The sequence below is a fragment of the Bacillus sp. JHAA genome, assembly GCF_036961585.1.
GTDB lineage: Bacteria > Bacillota > Bacilli > Bacillales > Bacillaceae > Bacillus > Bacillus velezensis.
The window spans coordinates 16,356-31,901 of record NZ_JBAMDE010000001.1 but is presented as its reverse complement, the minus strand read 5'-3'; the positions used below and the strand labels follow the sequence as shown (position 1 = coordinate 31,901).

Genomic DNA, 15,546 nt, shown 5'->3' with positions numbered 1-15,546 from the left:
CGTACGATATAAGAGAAAAAGGAAGAGGATAATATGCTGTTTATCTTTTTAACAATTGCTGCATTGGGATTGTCGTTTTGGGCACAATTTAAAGTGAAAAGCAATTTTCAGAAATACTCAGACGTAGAAGCTTCCAGTCAGCGGACGGGGGCGGAAACGGCAAGACGGATTCTTGATATTAACGGTTTATATGATGTGCCGGTAGAACCGGTAAGAGGCACTTTAACAGACCATTACGACCCGACGGAGCGGGTGGTGCGTTTATCTGAGCCGGTATATTACGGCCGCTCCATTTCCGCCATTTCCGTCGCTTCCCATGAAGTCGGACATGCTTTGCAGCATCAGGAATCATACGGCGCGCTTGTGCTGAGGCACAAAATTTTTCCGGTCGTCAATTTTGCCTCCGGGGTCGCCCCTCTGCTTTTCTTGGGCGGGATGCTCCTGGGCAGCTTGAACTTAATCGGACTCGGCATTATTTTGTTTTCGGCCGCTGTTTTTTTCCAGCTTGTCACACTGCCTGTCGAGTTTAATGCCAGCGCGAGGGCGAAGCGGATTATCGTGTCGGAAGGATTCATTCGCAACAGTGAAGAACACGGCGTGAATAAAGTGCTGAACGCCGCCGCGCTGACGTATGTGGCTGCGGCGCTCGTTTCATTATTCGAGCTGCTTCGTTTTGTGATGATTTTCTTAAATGGTCGTGATGAGAATTAACACGAAGGAGGTGGCCCCTTACCGTTTGCGGTAGGGGTTTTTTTGCTTATATTAAAACTGATTCTCATTATGCTGTTAATCGGATTAACGGCCATCTTTGTCGCTGCGGAATTTGCGATTGTCAAAATCCGCGGTTCAAAAATCGCGGAGCTGGTTGAAACCGGAGACAGCCGGGCGCTCGCGGCGCACAGGGTGATTTCAAATCTCGATGAATATTTATCAGCGTGCCAGCTCGGCATTACGATTACGGCGCTCGGACTCGGCTGGCTCGGTGAACCGACGATTCAGCGGCTTCTTCATCCTGTTTTCAGCCTGATCGGAATGCCGTCATCCATTACGCACGTCGTCACGTTTATTGCGGCGTTTATCGCCGTCACGTATCTGCACGTCGTCATCGGAGAGCTTGCGCCGAAAACGATATCCATTCAAAAAGCCGAAGCCGTCAGTCTGTGGACGGCGAAACCGCTCATTCTGTTTTATAAAGTGATGTATCCGTTTATTAAGCTGTTAAACGGCTCAGCCGGATTTTTGGTCAAGCTGTTCGGTTTTCATTCGGTGAAAGAACATGAGGTCGTGGTCAGTGAAGAGGAATTGCGGCTGATTTTGTCCGAAAGCTATAAAAAAGGTCAAATCAATCAATCTGAATTCCGTTACGTCAATAAAATATTTGAATTCGATAACCGGGTCGCCAGAGAAATCATGGTGCCGCGCACCGAAATCGCCGCCATCTCGCTTGAACAGTCAGTTGATGAAGCCATACATTTGATCATCAACGAACGGTATACGCGATATCCGGTTATTAAGGAAGACAAAGATCACATTCTCGGCATTATTAACAATAAGGATTTATTTAAAGCGTATTTTCTCGGCCGCTCCATTGAATTAAAAGAAATTATGCGTCCGGTCATCAGAGTCATTGAAAGCATCCCCGTTCAGGAGCTTTTGATCCGCATGCAGAAGGAGCGGATTCATATGGCGATTCTCGTTGACGAATACGGCGGCACGGCGGGACTTGTGACCGTCGAAGACATATTGGAGGAAATCGTCGGGGAAATCCGTGATGAATATGACCAGGATGAAATGCCCCACATCGTCAAAAAAGGCGAACACCACTATGTGATGGACGGCAAGGCGCTCATAGAAGAGGTGAATGATCTCCTTGGTATCGCCATCGAAAATGAAGACATTGACACGATTGCCGGCTGGCTCTTAACACAAAAAATGGAGCTGAAAAATGGTGATGTGTTTCATGCCGAAGGGTGTGAATTTAAGGTGCTGGAAGCGGAAGACCATCATATCCGCTTCGTTGAAATTAAAAAAACTGATTTCTGAGCCTCCTGCTTTTGCAATGAGGCTTTTTTTATGGAAAAAATGCTTCTTCGTCCCGCTCCTTCATATAATGTAAAGAAAGGAGTGTCGGTATGAAAACGGATTGGTGGAAAACGGCGGCCGTCTATCAAATTTATCCCCGAAGCTTTATGGATTCGAACGGGGACGGAATCGGCGACATGAACGGCATCAGAGCAAAGCTTCATTACATAAAAGAGTTGGGGGCGGATGTGATCTGGCTTTGTCCCGTTTTTGACTCGCCGGGCGCGGACAACGGCTACGATATTCGGAATTATAAACAAATTGCCGGCGAATTCGGGACGATGGAGGATTTTGACCGGCTCCTTGCGGATGTCCATGCGCTCGGCATGAAGCTGATTATAGACCTCGTCATCAACCATACAAGCGATGAGCACCCTTGGTTTATCGAATCACGCTCAGCGAAAGATTCCGAAAAACGGGACTGGTACATCTGGAGAGACGGAAAAAACGGCAAAGAGCCGAACAATTGGGAAAGCATTTTCGGCGGATCAGCGTGGGAATATGATCAAGAGACCGGCCAGTATTACCTGCACCTGTTTGACAAAAAACAGCCTGATTTAAATTGGGAAAACGAAGCGATGAGGCAGTCCGTTTATGAGATGGTCCGCTGGTGGCTTGATAAAGGCATAGACGGCTTCAGGGTGGATGCCATTTCTCACATTAAGAAAAAAGAAGGGCTCCCTGACATGCCGAATCCGGACGGTCTCCCGTACGTCCCGTCTTTCCCGTATCATATGAATGGGGAAGGCATAATGGATCTCTTAAGAGAGCTGAAACGGGAAACATTTTCGCGCTATCCGATCATGACGGTCGGCGAGGCGAACGGAGTGGCGGCTTGGGAGGCGGCTGATTGGGCCGGTGAAGAACACGGCGTCTTTCAAATGATTTTTCAATTTGAACATCTCGGCCTCTGGGATACGGAAGATGATCAAAGCATCTCCATTCCGGCGCTTAAACGCGTCTTGTCCGGCTGGCAGAACAGTCTTGAAGGAAAGGGCTGGAACGCGTTATTTATGGAGAACCACGATCAGCCCCGTTCCGTCTCGGTATGGGGTCACGAACGGTTTTTGACAGAAAGCGCCAAGGCACTCGCCGCGATGTATATGCTGATGAAAGGCACGCCGTTTATTTACCAGGGGCAGGAGCTCGGGATGACCAATGTTTCGTTTCCATCCATTGAAGATTATGATGACGCCGCAATGAAATATCTGTATGAAAAAGAGACGTCCCGCGGCGTTCCGCATGAAAAAGTGATGAAGATCATCTGGAAGAAGGGCCGGGATAATTCACGGACACCGATGCAATGGAGCGATGAGGCGAACGGCGGGTTTTCTGATGCTTCTCCGTGGCTCGGAGTGAATCCGAACCACACATGGCTGAATGCTGCATCACAAATGCAGGATGAAACATCCGTATACCATTTCTACAGACGGCTGCTCGCCCTCAGAAAAGAACACAGCGTATTGATCAGCGGCACATATGAATTGCTGCTTCCGAATGACCGGCAGATTTATGCCTATCTAAGAAAAAACGGAACAAAAACCGCCCTGATCATCACAAATCTGTCCCGAACCCCCGCTTTATACAAGCATCCCGGTTATCCGCTTGACTCCGATACGCTCGTGCTCGCAAGCATGGAAACACCACCGCATCGGCATGTGACATCCTTTCTTTTAAAGCCTTATGAGGCCCGCGTATATATATGGTGAAAAACTTCAGTCCCGAGGCTGAAGTTTTTTGTGATCTGCGTTTATCATCGCGATCCGACAGGAAAAGACAAATACAGAAACGAATATGGGAAAGGAAGAGAAAAAGAAAGGAGGCATTCATATGCTGAAAAAATTGCAGATTCAAACAAACAGACGGGCTGAAATGATCGACATCACACATGAAGCCGAAGCGTTTCTCCGCAAAACAGGCGTAAAAAACGGTTTGGCGCTCATATACTGTCCCCATACAACCGCCGGCATTACCATAAATGAAAATGCCGATCCGGATGTGAAGAGGGATATGCTCAGAAGGTTTGATGAAATGTATCCGTGGGAGCACGAACTGGACCGGCATATGGAGGGAAATACGGCGGCACATATGAAAGCGAGTACAACAGGCGCCTCCCAGCATGTCATCATAGAAGACGGCCGCCTGATACTCGGAACATGGCAGGGCGTTTATTTTTGCGAATTTGACGGTCCGCGAAACAGAACCTGTTATATCAAAATACAGGCTGAAACGGAGGAAAACACAAATGAGTGAGTGGATGAGTGCATTATCATTAACAAAGCCCGTCATTCAGGCGCCGATGGCCGGCGGGCTGGTCACGCCGCGTCTGGCTTCGGCGGTATCAAATGAAGGGGCGCTCGGAAGCCTCGCTTCAGGATACGTCAGCCCGCAAGCGCTTGAAAAACAGCTTATCGAGATGAAAGAGCTGACGAACCGCTCCTATCAAGTAAATCTTTTCGTTCCGGAAGAAAGGCAGATGCCTGAGGCGGAACTTGTTGAAAAATGGAAAGCCCGCATCCCGAGGGCAAAAGACGCCAAGCCGTTCTCTGATCTGAAAGAAGAATGGAATGATTTCGAGGAAAAAGCGGAGCTTCTGATCCGTTACGGAGTCAAAGCGTGTTCATTCACCTTCGGCCTGCCGCCGGAAGAAACGGCGGAAAAGCTGAAGAAAAGCGGATGTTTCCTTTTCGGCACGGCGACAACGCCGGAGGAAGCGAAGGTCTTTGAAGAACGGGGGATGGACGCCGTTATTCTTCAGGGAATAGAAGCCGGCGGGCATCGCGGGTCGTTTCTGCCGGTTAAAGGAGAACCGGCTCTCGGCCTTATGGCGCTGATTCCGCAGGCTAAAGACGCGCTGAATATCCCGGTGATTGCGGCAGGCGGCATTTTTGACCGCCGCGGCGTGCAGGCCGCCCGCTGTTTGGGTGCGGACGGCGTTCAAGTAGGAACACCGTTTCTTCTTTGCGAAGAAAGCAGCGCCTCACCGGCATATCAAAAAGCCATTGCCGAATCAAAAGGAGCCGACACGCGGCTGACCACCCTGTTTTCGGGAAAACAGGCGCGGGGAATCGTGAATCAGTTCATGAAAACATATGAGGCTGACGAGGGAAATACGCTGCCTTATCCGCTGCATAATACGCTGACAAAGCCGATGCGCGGGCACGCGGCTCAATCAGGAGACGCGGAGTATATGTCTTTATGGGCCGGCCAGTCCGCCGCGAAACTTGAAGGGCCGACAGACGTGAAAACCGTTTTGGACAGATTGTGCGAATCATAATTCAGAAATCGTGAGGTGATGGATGATGAAGATTCTTCAAATGTCCTACAAAAAAAGAGGGACTATTGAGTTTGTCTTTGAAGATTTTCCGCATTCCAAAGTCACCATGGCGCCGATTAAAGGGTATTACTTTGTCCGCGCCATTAAATGGAGCCGACGGGACAGAGCCGTCACCCGCCATGATTTAGAGAAGTTTGAATGGGCTGCAAATCAAGCGCTCGGCACGACGGCTTTTTACCGGAAAAGAAAAGCATTCCGCATCCCATCGTCACAATGACAGACGATGGGATTGTTTTAATGCATGATCTGGTAAAGCGCGGGTGCATCAAGCCTTGTTGCCTGGTTAAGCAGATAAGCCGGCTGCACGGCATTTTTTTTTCTTAAAGAATTCAATCTCTGGATGATTTGTTCAGCGGTCAGAATCCCGAGACCGTGGGCGAAATATTGATCATTCCCCATCACAATGACATTCTCTCCCCGCCACTGAGCCTTTGCAGGATTAAAATCAGGATTTTTAAAATATAAACAATCTCCCCGTAAAAAGTGGCTGCCGGTTTCCGTGTAGATCGGCAGATGCTCATAGTGCCAGTCATACAAAGTGATATCCCGGAAACGCCGGTTAAACCGTTCTTCACCGATTGTCTTTAAGACGGCCAGATAATAAATCACAACAATGGCGGTAGCGCATTCAAATGCGTAAAACGCCCCATTTTCAATAATGTCCCGAATCGCTTTTGAAGCGGGGATTCTGTACTTCAGCTCCAAGGCTCCTTCCGGCGTCACTCTCCAATAAGCCGTATTTCCGTATGTTTTGGCGAAAGTTGCAAATTTCACACCTGATCCGTGCAGTTCTCTTGCGGCTTCCACAATATGGCGGCGCAGCCGCACCTCGAACATCAGTTCAGCAATCGACCCGTAATCGAATTGTACGGGAGAATTGAGCAGTTCATTTATATACGGAACAAGGCTTTCTTCCGTCTGCCAGTTCGCGATGTCCTGAGGACGAAGCACTTGGCCGGATATGATAATCATCTGCGCGCCCCCCTTCTCTTTTTTTATAAGATATGCAGGAAGCTTGGGCAATGAAAATCAAGACATAAAAAAGGAGGAAATGTTAACAAAATGTGAAGACTGAGCCGATATATAAGGTATCACACTTGAGGGAGCAGCTTAATATGAAAAAATTCATCAATTGGTGCACAAAGGCATCGATTTCACGTAAATTAATCATTTCATTTATCGTGATCTTAATCATACCGATTCTCGTGTTAGAATTCAGTTCATACCATACGGCGAGCAATTCGCTGGATGATCAGATTTCAGGCAACGCGAAAAATAACATCGAATCTTTTAACACAACGATTACAAATGATATCGGCTCAAAAGCAAAGGCGATTGAATTTTTCAGTGAAACGTTAAAAGGGTCATCCTTCTCAAAGAAAAACATGTCTGCTCTTGAAGAAAAGTTCGGGCAATACACGTCTATTCATAAGGACGTAGCCCGCATTTACGGAGGAACGGAAGACGGCAGCTACGCACAGGCGCCGAAGGAGAATACTCCGGCCGATTACGATCCGAGAACACGCACTTGGTATAAAGACGCTGTGAAGGCCGGCGGCACGCTCGTTGTCACCGACCCTTACACCGCGGCAAGCGACGGCAGCATGGTCGTTACCGTGGCAAAGCAGATGCAGGACGGAACAGGCGTAGTGGCCATGGATATTACGATTGACCAGCTGCTGAAGCAGATGCAGGGAATCAAAATCGGGCAAAAAGGATTCGTGTTTATCACGTCCAAAAATAAAACCTATGTCGCGCATAAAGACCACAAACCGGGCGATAAAGTTTCAACCCCGTGGCTGAATGAAGTATACAGCAAAGACAGCGGCATTATTTCATACACGCTCGATGATCAAAATAAAAAAATGGCGTTTACGACAAATAAACTGACCGGATGGAAAATAGAAGGGAGCATGGAGCTCAACGAAATTAAAGACGCCTCACAACCGGTGCTGACGATGGGAATGATCGTCCTTGCAGCATCCATTATCATCGGGGGAATTTTAATTCTGTTGATTGTCAGATCCATTACGTCACCGCTGAAACGGCTTGTCCGCTCTTCTAAACAAATCAGCGGCGGAGACTTGACTGAAACCATTGATATCCGCTCGAAAGATGAATTGGGCGAACTCGGCGCGAGCTTTAATGAAATGGGAGAATCTCTGCGCGGACTGATCAGCGCGATCCAAAACTCTGTCGACAATGTGGCCGCGTCATCGGAAGAGCTGACCGCTTCAGCTTCGCAGACAAGCAAAGCGACGGAACATATTACAATGGCCATTGAGCAGTTTTCAAACGGAAACGAAGAGCAAAGCGAAAAAGTCGATTCAAGCTCAGCCAAGCTGAATCATATAAATGACGGACTCACCGCCGTTTCCCGCACATCATCATCCATTACGGAAGCATCTAAACAATCGAAGGAAGCTGCCGGCACCGGGGAAGAATATGTGCAGCAAACCGTCGGGCAGATGAATCTCATCAATCAATCGGTCCAGCAGGCGGAAGCGGTTGTAAAAGGCCTTGAAGCCAAATCAAAAGACATCACTCATATTTTAAGAGTCATCAACGGTATTGCCGATCAGACAAACCTGCTTGCTTTAAATGCAGCCATTGAAGCGGCAAGAGCCGGTGAATACGGGCGGGGCTTCTCAGTGGTAGCCGAAGAAGTGCGCAAGCTTGCCGTCCAATCCGCCGGTTCTGCCAAAGAGATTGAAAAACTCATTCAGGAAATCACGGCCGAGATTAATACATCACTTCACATGTTTACATCCGTTAATGAAGAAGTTCAATCAGGACTTGCCGTGACGGACCGCACGAAAGAAAGCTTCCAGAATATCTTCGGCATGACAAACGATATCGCCGAGAAGCTTCAATCGATGAACGGCACGGTTGAACAGCTGTCAGACAGCTCTCAGCACGTTTCAGCCGCAGTGACGGATATTGCGGACGTATCTAGGGAAAGCGCAGCAAGCATTCAGGATATTGCCGCATCCGCAGAAGAACAGCTTGCATCAATGGAAGAAATCAGCACATCCGCCGATACTTTGGCGCAAATGGCCGAAGAACTGCGGGAATTAACGAAACAATTTAAAATCAACTAGTAAAAAAGGACGCTTTCCGGATGGAAGGCGTCCTTTTTTATAGTGACAGCCGGATAATTAAATAAAAAGTCTTGCATACAAAGGGAGTACATAGAACTATTTTTCGTTTATGACTTAATTTTCAATGTAATAAAAAGGGAGTCGGCCGATATAAACAGTAAATGATTGAAAGAGGTTTACAAAATTGAAAAAAACAGCAAAAAAAATCGCCAGAAAATCAATAGCCAAAAAACTGATCATTTCATTTTTACTGATCTTAATCATTCCGGTAGCAGTATTGGCTGCCGGCGCCTACCGTTCGGCGGCTTCATCCGTTGAAAAGCAAATGATGGAAAGCGCCGAAGGAAATGTGCAAATCTTAAACAATATGATTGATGACCGGATCGGAATGTTTACAAAAAGCTCAGCATATTTCAGCGAATGGGCGACAAGCGCTAAATTTAAAGAAAAAAACCAAACGGAAATGCAAGAAAGGTTCAAACAGTTTATTGAAAGCAATGATAAAGCATCCGCCGTATTTTCAAGCAGCAAGGAAGGAACGTTTACCCGTTATCCGCATGCCGATATGCCGGCCGATTTCAATCCGCTTGAAAGAAGCTGGTATCAGGAAGCTATGGAGAATAAAGGCCAAACCATCATCACAGACCCTTATGAGTCCATCTCAAACAAAAAGATGGTCGTCACCATGGCCCGCGCGGCGCAAGACGGATCAGGCGTCGTCGCCATTGATATAAAAATCGACGATCTCATCACGATGACAAAAGAAGTGAACATCGGAAAAGAAGGATACGCCTTTATCCTCAGCAAAAATAAAAAAGCCGTTGCCTACAGTGATGAAAAAGCCGGCGCGGCGGTATCGGGAAAATGGGTTGATACATTATTCAGCGGGCAAAAAGGCGACTTTGAATATACGCTGAACGGGAAAGCGAAAAAAATGGCGTACGTGACCAATGAAGCGACGGGCTGGAAGATCAGCGGAACCATGTCCGTGGAAGAAATCAAGGATGCGGCAAGACCGGTTCTGACTCTGGCCGTTATCATATTGGCGATAGCCATTGCCGCAGGGATGATTTTCATTTATTTTGTCATCCGCTCAATTACCAAACCGTTAAAACGTCTCGTAGCATCAGCGGAAAAAATAAGCAGCGGAGATCTGACGGAAACCATTGATGTCAGCTCTAAAGATGAGCTGGGCGTGCTCGGTAAAAGTTTTAATCATATGACAGATTCACTCCGTTCGCTTATTCAGGGAATTCAGGACTCTGTTGAACATGTCGCTTCTTCCTCAGAGGAGCTGACGGCTTCGGCTGAGCAGACGAGCAAAGCAACGGAACATATCACCCTTGCGATTGAACAGTTTTCTAATGGAACGGAAGACCAAAGTGAGAGTATTGATAAAGCGACAGCCCAAGTGAATGAGATGAAAGACGGGCTCAGTGATCTGGCGGAAGCGGCAGCCGTGGTGACGGAAACGTCAATTGAATCGGCGGAGATATCCGATGCCGGTGAGCGGCTTGTCAAGAAAACAGCCGGCCAGATGGGCGCCATTGACCAATCCGTAAGTAAAGCGGAGCAAGTCGTACAAGGGCTTGAACTCAAATCGCAGGACATCACCAGCATTTTGCGCGTCATTAACGGCATTGCTGATCAAACGAATCTCCTTGCTTTAAATGCAGCCATTGAAGCGGCAAGAGCGGGAGAATACGGACGCGGTTTTTCAGTCGTTGCCGAAGAAGTGAGAAAGCTTGCCGTCCAATCCGCCGATTCAGCGAAAGAAATCGAATCCTTAATTCATGAAATCGTCAAAGAAATTCATACTTCGCTCGGAATGCTGGAATCCGTCAATCACGAGGTGAAAAGCGGACTTCAGTTAACGGACGAAACGGAAAAAAGCTTCCGGGACATTTCCGTTAAAACAAATCAGATTGCCGGTGAACTGCAAAATATGAATGCAACCGTGGAACAGCTTTCTGCCGGGTCTCAGGAAGTATCAAACGCTTCAGAGGATATCGCGGCCGTCTCCAGACAAAGCGCGGCCGGCATTCAGGACATCGCGGCTTCAGCTGAAGAGCAGCTTGCGTCCATGGAGGAAATCAGTTCCTCCGCCGTCACGCTGGAAAAAATGGCGGAAGAATTACGCGAACTGACAAAGCGTTTTAAGATAAACTCTTAATTAAGTCTAAAAGACTAATTTTAAGATAGGTAAAAAGTATGTTTCGTTATATTTCTTCTTTTTGGATGTGTATATTTACCCATAATTGCCGATATGAAGGGTAAACACGCAAGAGGAGATATAGCAGATGAAAAAAATTGTGCAAATCATCAAGCAGAGATCGCTTACAAGAAAACTGCTCATTTCTTTTTTGGCCATTCTCATTCTTCCTATTTCAACGCTGGCTTTTATCGCCTATCAATCGGCAGTAAGCACGCTTGACAGGCAGATGATGGGAAGCGCACTAGATAATGTGCAGCAGATTAACGATATGATCAACACAAGCATCAGCCAAAAGGAAGACGGAACGGCATATTTCAGCGATTGGCTCACAAAGGATCGGTACAAGCCGAAAAACCAATCGCAAATTACCGATAAATTCACAGAGTACATGAAGATCAATAAAGACGTGGAATCCATTTATACGAGTGACACGGAAGGACATTTCACACGGTATCCGGATCTGCAGATGCCTAAAGGATATAATCCGCTTGAAAGAGACTGGTATAAAAAGGCCGTGGAAAATAAGGGGAAGGTTGTTGTAACAGATCCTTACCGCACGGCTTCCACCAATACGATGGTCGTGACGGTCGTTCAGCAGACAAAAGACGGCTCAGGAGTCGTCGCCATCAATATGAAAATCGATGAGCTTCTGAAAACGACAAAGAAAGTGAACATCGGGAAATCCGGCTACGCTTTTATCCTGACGAAAGACAAAAAAGTGGTCGCCCACCCGAACCGCACGTCAGGCACAGTATTAAACGGGGAGTGGGCTGAACAGCTGTTCACCAGCAAAAAAGGTGATTTTCAATACAAATACGACGGCCAGGAAAAGAAAATGGCTTATGATACAAACGGGCTGACAGGCTGGAAGATTACCGGAACGATGTATCTGGACGAAATTCATGAAGCGGCCCTGCCGATCCTTCATCTGTCCCTGCTCGTTCTCGTATTAGCGATTGTGATCGGAACCATCGTCATGGTGCTGATTATCCGTTCAATCACAAAACCGCTCAAGCAGCTTGTGACATCATCGAAACAGATCAGTGAAGGCGACTTAACAGAAACGATCGAGATTCACTCAAAAGATGAATTAGGCGAGCTTGGCAAAAGCTTTAACAATATGGCCGCTTCGCTCAGGTCTCTCATCCATGCCATCCAGGATTCCGTGAATAACGTCGCATCTTCCTCAGAGGAGCTGACGGCTTCAGCGGAGCAGACAAGCAAGGCAACCGAACATATCACACTGGCGATCGAACAATTTTCTAACGGAAATGAAAGCCAAAGTGAAAATATTGAAAGCGCGGCGGAACATATTTACCAAATGAACAGCGGGCTTAAAGATATGGCGAAAGCATCTGCCGTCATTACCGAATCCTCTGCCACATCAGCGGAAGTCGCCAATTCAGGCGGAAAGCTCGTCCACCAGACGGTCGGCCAAATGAACGTCATTGACCGGTCAGTGAAAGAAGCTGAACAAGTGGTGCGCGGACTTGAAACAAAATCAAAAGACATTACAAACATTCTCCGTGTCATTAACGGAATCGCTGATCAGACAAACCTTCTTGCGCTGAACGCGGCCATTGAAGCCGCGCGTGCGGGTGAATACGGCCGGGGCTTCTCAGTCGTCGCCGAAGAGGTCAGAAAACTTGCGGTCCAGTCTGCCGATTCAGCGAAAGAAATCGAAAGCTTAATTATAGAAATCGTCAACGAAATCAATACATCTCTCGGCATGTTCCAATCCGTCAACAAAGAGGTGGAGAGCGGACTGGATATTACGAATCAGACCGAAACGAGCTTCAAACGGATTTCTGAAATGACGAACCAGATCGCCGGAGAAATTCAAAATATGAATGCGACGGTAGAACAGCTGACAGCAGGATCTCAGCAGATTTCAGGAGCTTCTGAGCAAATCGCGTCCATCGCAAAAGAAAGCTCCGCCAGCATTCAGGATATTGCGGCCTCCGCCGAAGAACAACTGGCTTCAATGGAAGAAATCAGTTCGTCTTCGGAAACGTTATCCCAAATGGCGGAAGAATTACGTGATATGACGAAACGATTTAAAATAGATTAATAGGTCATAGAACACCCAAATGTGCTGTTTGGGTGTTTTTTTTAGTTTTTTTAATAAATCTTTTGTCCTATCTGACGATATTAGATTTAGCTTTTCAAAGAAGGAGACTGAAAAAATGAAACAACTGATACATTGGATCAAACAGCCATCCATCAGCAAACCGCTGATCGCGGCATTTTTAGCCGTATTGGTGCTTCCGGTCGGCATACTCGCCTACTTCAGCTACCAAACGGCGGGGAATTCACTAGAAAGCGAACTGACCCACAGCGCCCAGGGAAATGTCAGCGAACTGAACAGCGTGCTGGAAAACATGCTTGAGGGTAAGCTGAAAGCGATTGACTACTACAGCGAATCAATCACAAAGGAAAAACTGGAGACGAAAAATCAATCGGTACTGCTTGACAAAATGAAGCAGTATGTCACCGTAAATGACGATGTCGCGTCAATTTACGCCGCGTCTCGCGACAAAGCGTTCGTGAAATATCCGTCCGTTGACATGCCGTCCGATTATAATCCGCTCACGCGCGAGTGGTATACAAAAGCGGTTGAAAAAAGCGGACAGCCAGTGTTTACCGAGCCTTATAAAGACGCTGCAACCGGACAGACGGTCGTTACGATTGCCCAGCAGACAAAAGACGGATCAGGCGTTGTGGCGCTTGATATTAATCTGGGCGACCTGCTGAATGCCTCCCAACGCGTCCAGATCGGTCATAAAGGTTTTGCCTTCATTACAACGGGAGATAAAAAATACATCGCGCATCCGACTATAAAAGCGGGAACGGAAGGCTCCGGAGAGTGGACGGAAGAAGTATTTTCCAAATCAAGCGGATCGTTTGAATACATGTTTGAAGGACAGCAGAAGAAAATGGCCTTCACGACAAACAAACTGACGGGCTGGAAAATCGCCGGCACATTTTTTGTCAGTGAGATCCATGACGCAGCCTCGCCTGTCATGAAAATGGCGCTGATCATCCTGGCGGTTTCTCTTATCGTCGGCGGTATTTTAATCGTTTTTATCATTCGCTCGATTGCAAAACCGCTCAAAAAACTTGTTTCGACATCAGCTAAAATCAGTGACGGCGATTTAACGGAAGTCATTGACATCAAGTCAAAAAATGAATTCGGGCAGCTCAGCCAAAGCTTCAATGAGATGTCGGCGTCACTCCGGTCTGTCATCGGCGTCATCCAGTCATCCGTCGAACATGTCGCTTCTTCATCCGAAGAGCTGACGGCATCCGCCGGACAGACAAGCAAGGCGACAGAGCATATTACACTGGCGATTGAACAATTCTCAAACGGAAACGAATCACAAAGCGAGAAATTGGAAGAAAGTGCTGATCACCTTTCCCAAATGAATGCGGGCATTGCCGAGACGGCGAATGTATCGGCGGAAATCACTGAATCCGCCATCCAAACCTCTGAAACGGCCGGGAGCGGAGAAGAATTAGTGGCGAAAACGGTCGGCCAGATGAAAACAATTGATCGTTCCGTACAGCAGGCGGAAGCGGTCGTAAAAGGGCTGGAAACGAAGTCGCACGACATTAAGAGCATTCTCAACGTCATTAACGGCATTGCCGATCAAACAAATCTGCTTGCCTTAAACGCTGCCATTGAAGCGGCCAGAGCCGGCGAATACGGGCGGGGCTTCTCCGTCGTTGCGGAAGAAGTGAGAAAGCTTGCCGTACAATCAGCCGGCTCCGCGAAGGAAATCGAAACGCTGATTCAGGAAATCGTCAAAGAAATCGCCACATCGCTTTCCGTATTCCAAGCGGTGAATCAAGATGTGAAGGAAGGCCTCGATATTACGGATCAAACGGCCGAAAGCTTCAAAAAAATCTCAGAAATGACGACTCAGATTTCAGGCGCCTTGCAGCATATGAACGGAACGCTTGAGAAGCTTGCAGCCGGGTCGCAAAATGTGACAAACGCGGTGGAGGACATTACCTCAGTCGCCAAAGAAGGGTCCGCCGGCATTCAAGACATCGCCGCCTCAGCTGAAGAGCAGCTGGCCTCCATGGAAGAAATCAGTTCATCCGCCGAAACGCTTGCGCATATGGCTGAAGAACTGCAGCAGGTCACACGGAAATTTACGATTCAGTCTGAAGACGAAGAACAGCTGTAGCGAGCTGTTTCTTTTCCTCATTTTAAAAAAGCGATACACTAGTATAAAAGAAGGGAGTGGCAGTGATGAGATTAGAAGGCAAAAAAGTCATAGCGCTTGTCAGTGACGATTTTGAAGACTTAGAGCTTTGGTATCCCGTCTACCGGCTGAGAGAGGAAGGCGCGATCGTTCATTTAATAGGAGAAGAAGCGGGCCGTTCATACAAAGGAAAATACGGTGTGCCTGCGACGGCGGATTACGATTTTAAGAGCCTGATTATTCAGGAGTATGATGCCGTGCTCGTGCCCGGCGGCTGGGCACCTGACAAACTGCGAAGATATCCCGAAGTTTTGGACATCATTCGTACGATGAACGAGCAGAAAAAGCCGATCGGCCAGATCTGCCATGCGGGCTGGGTGCTCATATCTGCCGGAATTCTCGCAGGAAAAAAAGTAACGAGCACGCCCGGCATCAAAGACGACATGACAAATGCAGGGGCACAGTGGCTGGATGAAGCTGTCGTAACTGACGGACACATTGTATCAAGCCGCCGCCCGCCCGACCTTCCGCAGTATGCAAAAGCGTTTGCTGACCTGTTAGCATCCAAATGAAAAACATCCGCCCGAATCCGGGCGGATG

General features: G+C 47.7%; 12 protein-coding genes. 11 read left to right on the top strand and 1 reads right to left on the bottom strand.

All coding sequences use genetic code 11. From position 1 onward, the window contains the following. Positions 1-33: 33 nt before the first annotated feature. The 6 genes from V7728_RS00150 (at position 34) to V7728_RS00125 (ending at position 5,636) form a co-directional block, all read left to right on the top strand. The gene (locus tag V7728_RS00150; protein WP_003152125.1) at positions 34-711 is read left to right on the top strand and encodes a zinc metallopeptidase; all 678 of its coding nucleotides are present in this window, start codon (positions 34-36) and stop codon (positions 709-711) included. A gap of 42 nt (positions 712-753) precedes the next feature. Continuing rightward, complete coding sequence (locus V7728_RS00145) at positions 754-2,043, top strand: hemolysin family protein (protein WP_099567046.1); 1,290 nt, start codon at positions 754-756, stop codon at positions 2,041-2,043. An 89-nt stretch (positions 2,044-2,132) separates the two neighbouring features. Then, positions 2,133-3,791, top strand: coding sequence for a glycoside hydrolase family 13 protein (locus tag V7728_RS00140; protein ID WP_099567045.1), 1,659 nt, complete (start codon positions 2,133-2,135; stop codon positions 3,789-3,791). 121 nt (positions 3,792-3,912) lie between these two features. Beyond that, positions 3,913-4,335 (top strand): secondary thiamine-phosphate synthase enzyme YjbQ, encoded by a 423-nt coding sequence (locus V7728_RS00135; protein WP_099567044.1) that lies wholly within the window; start codon positions 3,913-3,915, stop codon positions 4,333-4,335. Next, positions 4,328-5,359: an NAD(P)H-dependent flavin oxidoreductase gene (locus V7728_RS00130; protein ID WP_099567043.1), complete on the top strand. Its 1,032-nt coding sequence runs from the start codon at positions 4,328-4,330 to the stop codon at positions 5,357-5,359. The genes V7728_RS00135 and V7728_RS00130 overlap by 8 nt, the downstream gene beginning before the upstream one ends. 25 nt (positions 5,360-5,384) lie before the next feature. Next, the gene (locus V7728_RS00125) at positions 5,385-5,636 is read left to right on the top strand and encodes a hypothetical protein (protein ID WP_007408636.1); all 252 of its coding nucleotides are present in this window, start codon (positions 5,385-5,387) and stop codon (positions 5,634-5,636) included. Between the two features lie 17 nt (positions 5,637-5,653). On the opposite strand, the gene V7728_RS00120 is transcribed toward V7728_RS00125, so the two are convergent. Further along, positions 5,654-6,391, bottom strand: a complete 738-nt coding sequence (locus tag V7728_RS00120) for a protein-glutamine gamma-glutamyltransferase (protein WP_007408635.1) — start codon at positions 6,389-6,391, stop codon at positions 5,654-5,656. Between the two features lie 143 nt (positions 6,392-6,534). Here V7728_RS00120 and tlpB (V7728_RS00115) point away from each other — a divergent pair, with 143 nt between their 5' ends. The 5 genes from tlpB (V7728_RS00115) (at position 6,535) to V7728_RS00095 (ending at position 15,518) form a co-directional block, all read left to right on the top strand. After that, positions 6,535-8,520, top strand: coding sequence for a methyl-accepting chemotaxis protein TlpB (gene tlpB, locus V7728_RS00115; RefSeq protein WP_099567042.1), 1,986 nt, complete (start codon positions 6,535-6,537; stop codon positions 8,518-8,520). Between the two features lie 184 nt (positions 8,521-8,704). Continuing rightward, positions 8,705-10,693 carry a methyl-accepting chemotaxis protein TlpB gene (gene tlpB, locus V7728_RS00110; protein ID WP_032867208.1) on the top strand — a complete coding sequence of 663 codons (1,989 nt, stop codon included), beginning with the start codon at positions 8,705-8,707 and terminating at the stop codon, positions 10,691-10,693. Positions 10,694-10,820: 127 nt separating this feature from the next. Further along, positions 10,821-12,806 carry a methyl-accepting chemotaxis protein TlpB gene (gene tlpB, locus V7728_RS00105; protein WP_099567041.1) on the top strand — a complete coding sequence of 662 codons (1,986 nt, stop codon included), beginning with the start codon at positions 10,821-10,823 and terminating at the stop codon, positions 12,804-12,806. Positions 12,807-12,825: 19 nt separating this feature from the next. Beyond that, positions 12,826-14,928: a methyl-accepting chemotaxis protein TlpB gene (tlpB, locus tag V7728_RS00100; protein ID WP_438825414.1), complete on the top strand. Its 2,103-nt coding sequence runs from the start codon at positions 12,826-12,828 to the stop codon at positions 14,926-14,928. A 65-nt stretch (positions 14,929-14,993) separates the two neighbouring features. Continuing rightward, positions 14,994-15,518, top strand: coding sequence for a type 1 glutamine amidotransferase domain-containing protein (locus tag V7728_RS00095; RefSeq protein WP_003152143.1), 525 nt, complete (start codon positions 14,994-14,996; stop codon positions 15,516-15,518). Positions 15,519-15,546 lie beyond the last annotated feature (28 nt).